Raw genomic sequence first — 4,938 nt, 5'->3', positions numbered from 1 at the left:
CTTGTAGCGTGCCCACTGTGTACCAATCGGTAAATCGGTACACAATGCGCCGTGGGACACCCCGCTAGCTGGTTCCTAGGCTCTGCCTGGGGACGAGGAAGGTGCGCCCGCACGCCCTAGATTTAGTTTCGCTGAGATTTTTGTCGATCGATCTCCCGCTGCAATTCTTCAATCTGACGGCGCAAAGTCTCCGTCTCGCTGTTAGGCGCTTGGGACTTCACATCAACCGCACCCTCAGCCACAGCCCGCTTGTAGTTTCCCAGCTTGATTTGGCGGTATTCCTCGGAAGTGGCCCAATCTCGCAAATACCGCAGGCGTTCCACCGGGAAAGGGTGACTCAGCATCACGCCTTGGCCGCCGTTGTACAGTAAAAATTTATACACTTGGTTGAGATTGTCGCGATCGAGCTCTTGATAATTATCAGACTGGCGGATAAATTCTTGCAAACTGCATTGGTCAGCATATTTACTGCTAACTCCCGCAAGTTTCATCATCGTCTTCATCACGACATTCAAATCATCTGTCACCAACAAAGCCGCCCGATCCGCCGACAATTCCGCCTTGCGCCGCCACTCGTAAAAAGCGTAAATTAAACCGCTTCCGACCATATTTCCCAGCCCGAAAGTCATCTCGCCAATAGTCGATGCGACGCTCATCGCCCACATCGCCATTTGATTTAAAGTTGGATGGCCGCATTTTATGTGTCCCAACTCGTGAGCCAGCACTGCCTTGATTTCTGCCTCGTCCAACAAGTCTAAAAGACCCGTATTTAACACTATGTAAGGCTGGTTTTTTCCTAGGGCGTAGCTGTTAACGGCGGGATTTTGAGAAACAAACAAACCCGGTTCTGGAAAAACATCTAAATCCTGCACGCACTCCCGAAATATGTGATAAATGCTGGCATACTGGCGCGGCCCGACTTGAATGCTATTTCCCATTAAGTAAACGAATTGCGGTCGTTCGTAGATAAATTCTACAAATTTGCTGGCAATTAAGTCAAATCCAGGTACGCTGCGTAACGCTTCTTCGGCTTGGCGATCGAGGGGATGCTGAAATGCTTCGCTAGAAATTCCAGTATAAGTAGGCATGGTTGTTGCAAAAATTACATGAATAAAATCAGTATGACGATCGCTGCGGTTGCTACCGGGCGTCTGACTTATCAATATTATCTCTTGTGGAACAGGCATCTTGCCTGTTCAAATTAGCGTTAAAATGGTTTTTATGCTACAGGCGCGATCGACAAACATCTTGCAAAGTGCCCGTGTATCGCCCCACTCAAAAATTGGAACCTGCAAAAATGGCTATCCTGCAACTCGAAAACGGTACAACCTACACTCAATTAAGCGATATTGCGCGCGAACTCGCGCATTTAAACATTCAACTCAACCGCTGGCCTGCGGGCGACAACCCAGAAATTCGGGAATTGCTAGCCAAAGATACTCTTGACGACAATCAAAAAGAGCAAATCCTGCAAGCCCTCGACGGCTACTTTCAGCAACTCAAGGAAACCGCAGGCTATCAGTCGCGTGACTTAATCGTACTGCACCCAGATATTCCCAACCTCGACACCGTGCTGTCGAAATTCAACAAGTGCCACATCCACGCCGACGATGAAGTCCGCTACATCGTAGCAGGAGAAGGCATTTTCGGCTTCGTGCGGCCCGACGGCAGCCAAGTGGAAGTCACGGTGCAGCCAGAAGAATTTATCAACGTACCGGCGAATACAGAACATTGGTTTTATTTGACTGCGGCCCGGAAAATTAAAGCTGTGCGCTATTTTACCACCACAGAAGGCTGGACGCCGGAGTATACCGATACGGAAATTCGATCGGGCTTAGCTGCTGTTTAAAGATGCCAGCTAAAGATAAGTTTCATGAACTCGTCAAGACTGCCCTCGAAAATCAGGGTTGGACAATTACCGATGACCCTTATCATATCGATCTGGGATTTGTTGATTTTTATATCGATCTCGGTGCAGAACAGTTATTAGCAGCGACAAAGGATAGTGAAAAAATTGCGGTTGAAATCAAAACGTTTTTGGCACCATCGACTATTTCAGAGTTTCATACCGCAGTGGGACAATTTATCAACTATCGGATTGCATTAGAATTTGACGATCCAGATAGAATTCTTTACCTGGCAATTCCATTAGCTATTCACAAAAAATTTTTCAAATATTCATAAGAAAAACTCGGTAAGTGGGAAACTCAGCGACTTCAGTCCTGAGAGGAAAACGACCCGGCGATTTCAATCGCCTTGAATCCCCTCGCGGGGTGGAGGGGTATGGTTGCCCCTCCGATGAGGTATGGTTGCCTCAAACTCCCATTTCTGGGTAATGTTCGCTTGTCGGTCAAGGTTATAAAGGCTTGTTAGACTTGCAGCACTGTCTCAGTGACTTTAAAACTGTTTAACTGCAAATGACAGAGCGGGGAACTAGCGTCGCATTCGCCTGGTGTCGTGACCTAAATAACGTAGTCAGTTAAGACTTAGGCCCGTCAGAATAGCTTGCCAGACAAGTGTCTTACAAGCGAGCGTGTCTTTAGACCTGAGTTCCTGACTTATTCAAACGGTAATTGAACGAAATAAAATTTCGCTTTTAGTTTATGATACCGTAAAAAAGGAGATTTCTCAATGGATAAAATAAGTTTGTATCGTCAATATATTCAGGAATTACTAACTGAACGAGCTCAGAGGCGATCGCCTCACGATCCAGTTGCTAGTGAGACGATTTTCGATCTAATCAGCGATCGCTATCAACTGGTTCATGTGGGTTGGAAAGATAGCAGCACTCGAATTTATGGCTGTATAATTCATGTAGATATTAAAGATGGGAAAATTTGGGTGCAGCATGACGGGACTGAAGAGGCGATCGCCAATCAATTAATAGCACGAGGTGTCCCCTCCCAGGAAATTGTGCTAGCCTATCATGCACCTCATGTCCGACAATACACCGAATTTGCAATTGGTTAATCCCAGCCTCAAACTTTGTGATTTACTCAATCCCTGTAGGGACACGGCACTGCCGTGTCCCTACTTCATAAACCTGAAATACGCAATATGCTCAAAGCAACCGCCTCCGCCACCTTAATCCCATCAATCCCCGCCGACAGGATTCCACCCGCATATCCCGCACCTTCCCCAGCAGGATAAAGGCCTTCTGTATTCAAACTCTGATAATCTTCCTTGCGCTTAATCCGAATCGGCGAAGAAGTGCGCGTTTCCACCCCAGTTAAAACCGCATCATCCATCGCAAATCCTTTAATCTGTTTGTCAAAAGCCGGAAGCGCTTCGCGGATGGCTGCGATCGCATAATCTGGCAAACTTTCGCTCAAATCAGTCAAACGAACTCCCGGCGTATAAGACGGCTGCACGCTTCCTAGGGCGATCGAAGGGCGATTCGCCAAAAAATCTCCTACAAGCTGCCCAGGGGCGCTGTAAGTACCTCCTCCTAACTCAAATGCCCGTTCTTCTAGGCGACGCTGAAATTCAATTCCCGCCAAAGGATGACCGGGATAATCTTCCGGCGTGATACCCACCACAATCCCGCTGTTAGCATTGCGTTCGTTGCGAGAATATTGACTCATCCCGTTAGTGACAAGTCGCCCCGGTTCCGACGCAGCAGCCACTACCAAACCACCGGGACACATACAGAAACTGTAAACAGAACGGCCATTTTGGCAATGGTGCACCAGTTTGTAATCGGCGGCACCTAAAAGTTTGTGGGCCGCGCGATCGCCAAAACGACAGCGATCGATTAACTGCTGCGGATGTTCCACCCGAAAACCAATAGAAAAAGGTTTAGCCTCGATGTAAACACCGCGCGAAAATAACATTTCAAAAGTATCGCGGGCGCTGTGTCCCACCGCCAATACTATATAGTTACTCGCAATATATTCTCCGCTGGCGGTGGTAATTCCCTGCACTTTGCCATTTTCGATATGGATATCTTCAACACGAGTTTGAAAACGAATTTCTCCGCCTAACGATTCAATTTTTGCCCGCATACTTTGGACAATTCCCACCAGCTTAAACGTACCAATATGCGGTTTGTTAATATATAAAATTTCCGGTGAAGCTCCCGCATTCACAAGTTCCGTCAGCACCTTGCGCCCGTAATGCTGGGTATCTTTAACTTGGCTGTAAAGTTTACCGTCGGAAAAAGTACCCGCACCGCCTTCGCCAAACTGAGCGTTAGATTCTGGGTTGAATTCGGTTTTTTTCTTCCAAAATCCAAAGGTGTCAACTGTGCGATCGCGCACTGCTTTTCCCCGTTCTAAAAGGATAGGGCGAAATCCCATTTGTGCCAGCATCAAACCTGCAAAGATACCACAGGGCCCCGTACCAATCACAATGGGGCGAATCGTCAAATTGCTGGGGGCTTGCGCTACATAGCGATAATTCATGTCTGGTGTTACCGTGACATGAGGATCTTTTTTGAAGTGTTGCAGATGTTGTTTTTCCTGTGTCGTTTCCACATCCACAATATAAACAAGGACGATTTCTGCTTTTTTGCGAGCATCGTAGCTGCGCTTGAAGATGGTATAGCTGAGCAATTCTTCGGGGGGGATTTGCAGCTTTTTGAGAATGGCGCTGGCGATCGCACTTTCAGGATGATCTAAGGGAAGTTTGATTTCGGTTATTCGTAACATATAGTAGTCAGTTGTCAGTTGTCAGTTGTCAGTTGTCAGTTGGGGCGGTGGATGGTGCGTGCGGGCCCTCTTAGTTGTCAGTTGGTAGGGGCGGTGCCCCCGTGCCCGCCCTCTTAGTTGTCAATTGTCAGTTGAAAAATTGAATAAAATCAGTCGAATAAAAGTATTTAGGAATTGTGCACGGGTATCTAAAAAGCGTTTTTTTCTTCCAAAACCCGGTTATGAGAGTCGGAGTGCGATCGCGAATTTTATTATAACTATTTGACTGGACATCCTACGGGCGATCGTC

Annotated in this window: 5 protein-coding genes; 3 read left to right on the top strand and 2 right to left on the bottom strand. The window is 47.2% G+C overall.

The features are described from left to right. Window positions 1-122: 122 nt before the first annotated feature. Window positions 123-1,088, bottom strand: coding sequence for a M48 family metallopeptidase (locus WBA89_RS26960; RefSeq protein ID WP_424410720.1), 966 nt, complete (start codon window positions 1,086-1,088; stop codon window positions 123-125). A 209-nt stretch (window positions 1,089-1,297) separates the two neighbouring features. On the opposite strand from WBA89_RS26960, the gene WBA89_RS26955 reads away from it, so the two are divergent. The 3 genes from WBA89_RS26955 (at window position 1,298) to WBA89_RS26945 (ending at window position 2,970) form a co-directional block, all read left to right on the top strand. Further along, a complete protein-coding gene (locus WBA89_RS26955; protein WP_424410719.1) occupies window positions 1,298-1,849 on the top strand; it encodes a 1,2-dihydroxy-3-keto-5-methylthiopentene dioxygenase in 552 nt (183 codons plus the stop codon). A gap of 2 nt (window positions 1,850-1,851) precedes the next feature. Next, window positions 1,852-2,184, top strand: a complete 333-nt coding sequence (locus WBA89_RS26950; RefSeq protein ID WP_424410718.1) for a XisH family protein — start codon at window positions 1,852-1,854, stop codon at window positions 2,182-2,184. A 447-nt stretch (window positions 2,185-2,631) separates the two neighbouring features. Continuing rightward, on the top strand, window positions 2,632-2,970 hold the full coding sequence (locus WBA89_RS26945; protein ID WP_424410717.1) for a XisI protein: 339 nt from the start codon (window positions 2,632-2,634) through the stop codon (window positions 2,968-2,970). 65 nt (window positions 2,971-3,035) lie between these two features. On the opposite strand, the gene WBA89_RS26940 is transcribed toward WBA89_RS26945, so the two are convergent. Then, window positions 3,036-4,649, bottom strand: coding sequence for an NAD(P)/FAD-dependent oxidoreductase (locus WBA89_RS26940; protein WP_424410716.1), 1,614 nt, complete (start codon window positions 4,647-4,649; stop codon window positions 3,036-3,038). Window positions 4,650-4,938: the final 289 nt, after the last annotated feature.

The organism is Microcoleus sp. (genome assembly GCF_049646505.1).
In the GTDB taxonomy this organism is placed as follows: domain Bacteria; phylum Cyanobacteriota; class Cyanobacteriia; order Cyanobacteriales; family Microcoleaceae; genus Microcoleus.
The sequence above is the reverse complement of the archived record's forward strand: the minus strand, read 5'-3'. Positions and strand labels throughout refer to the sequence as shown.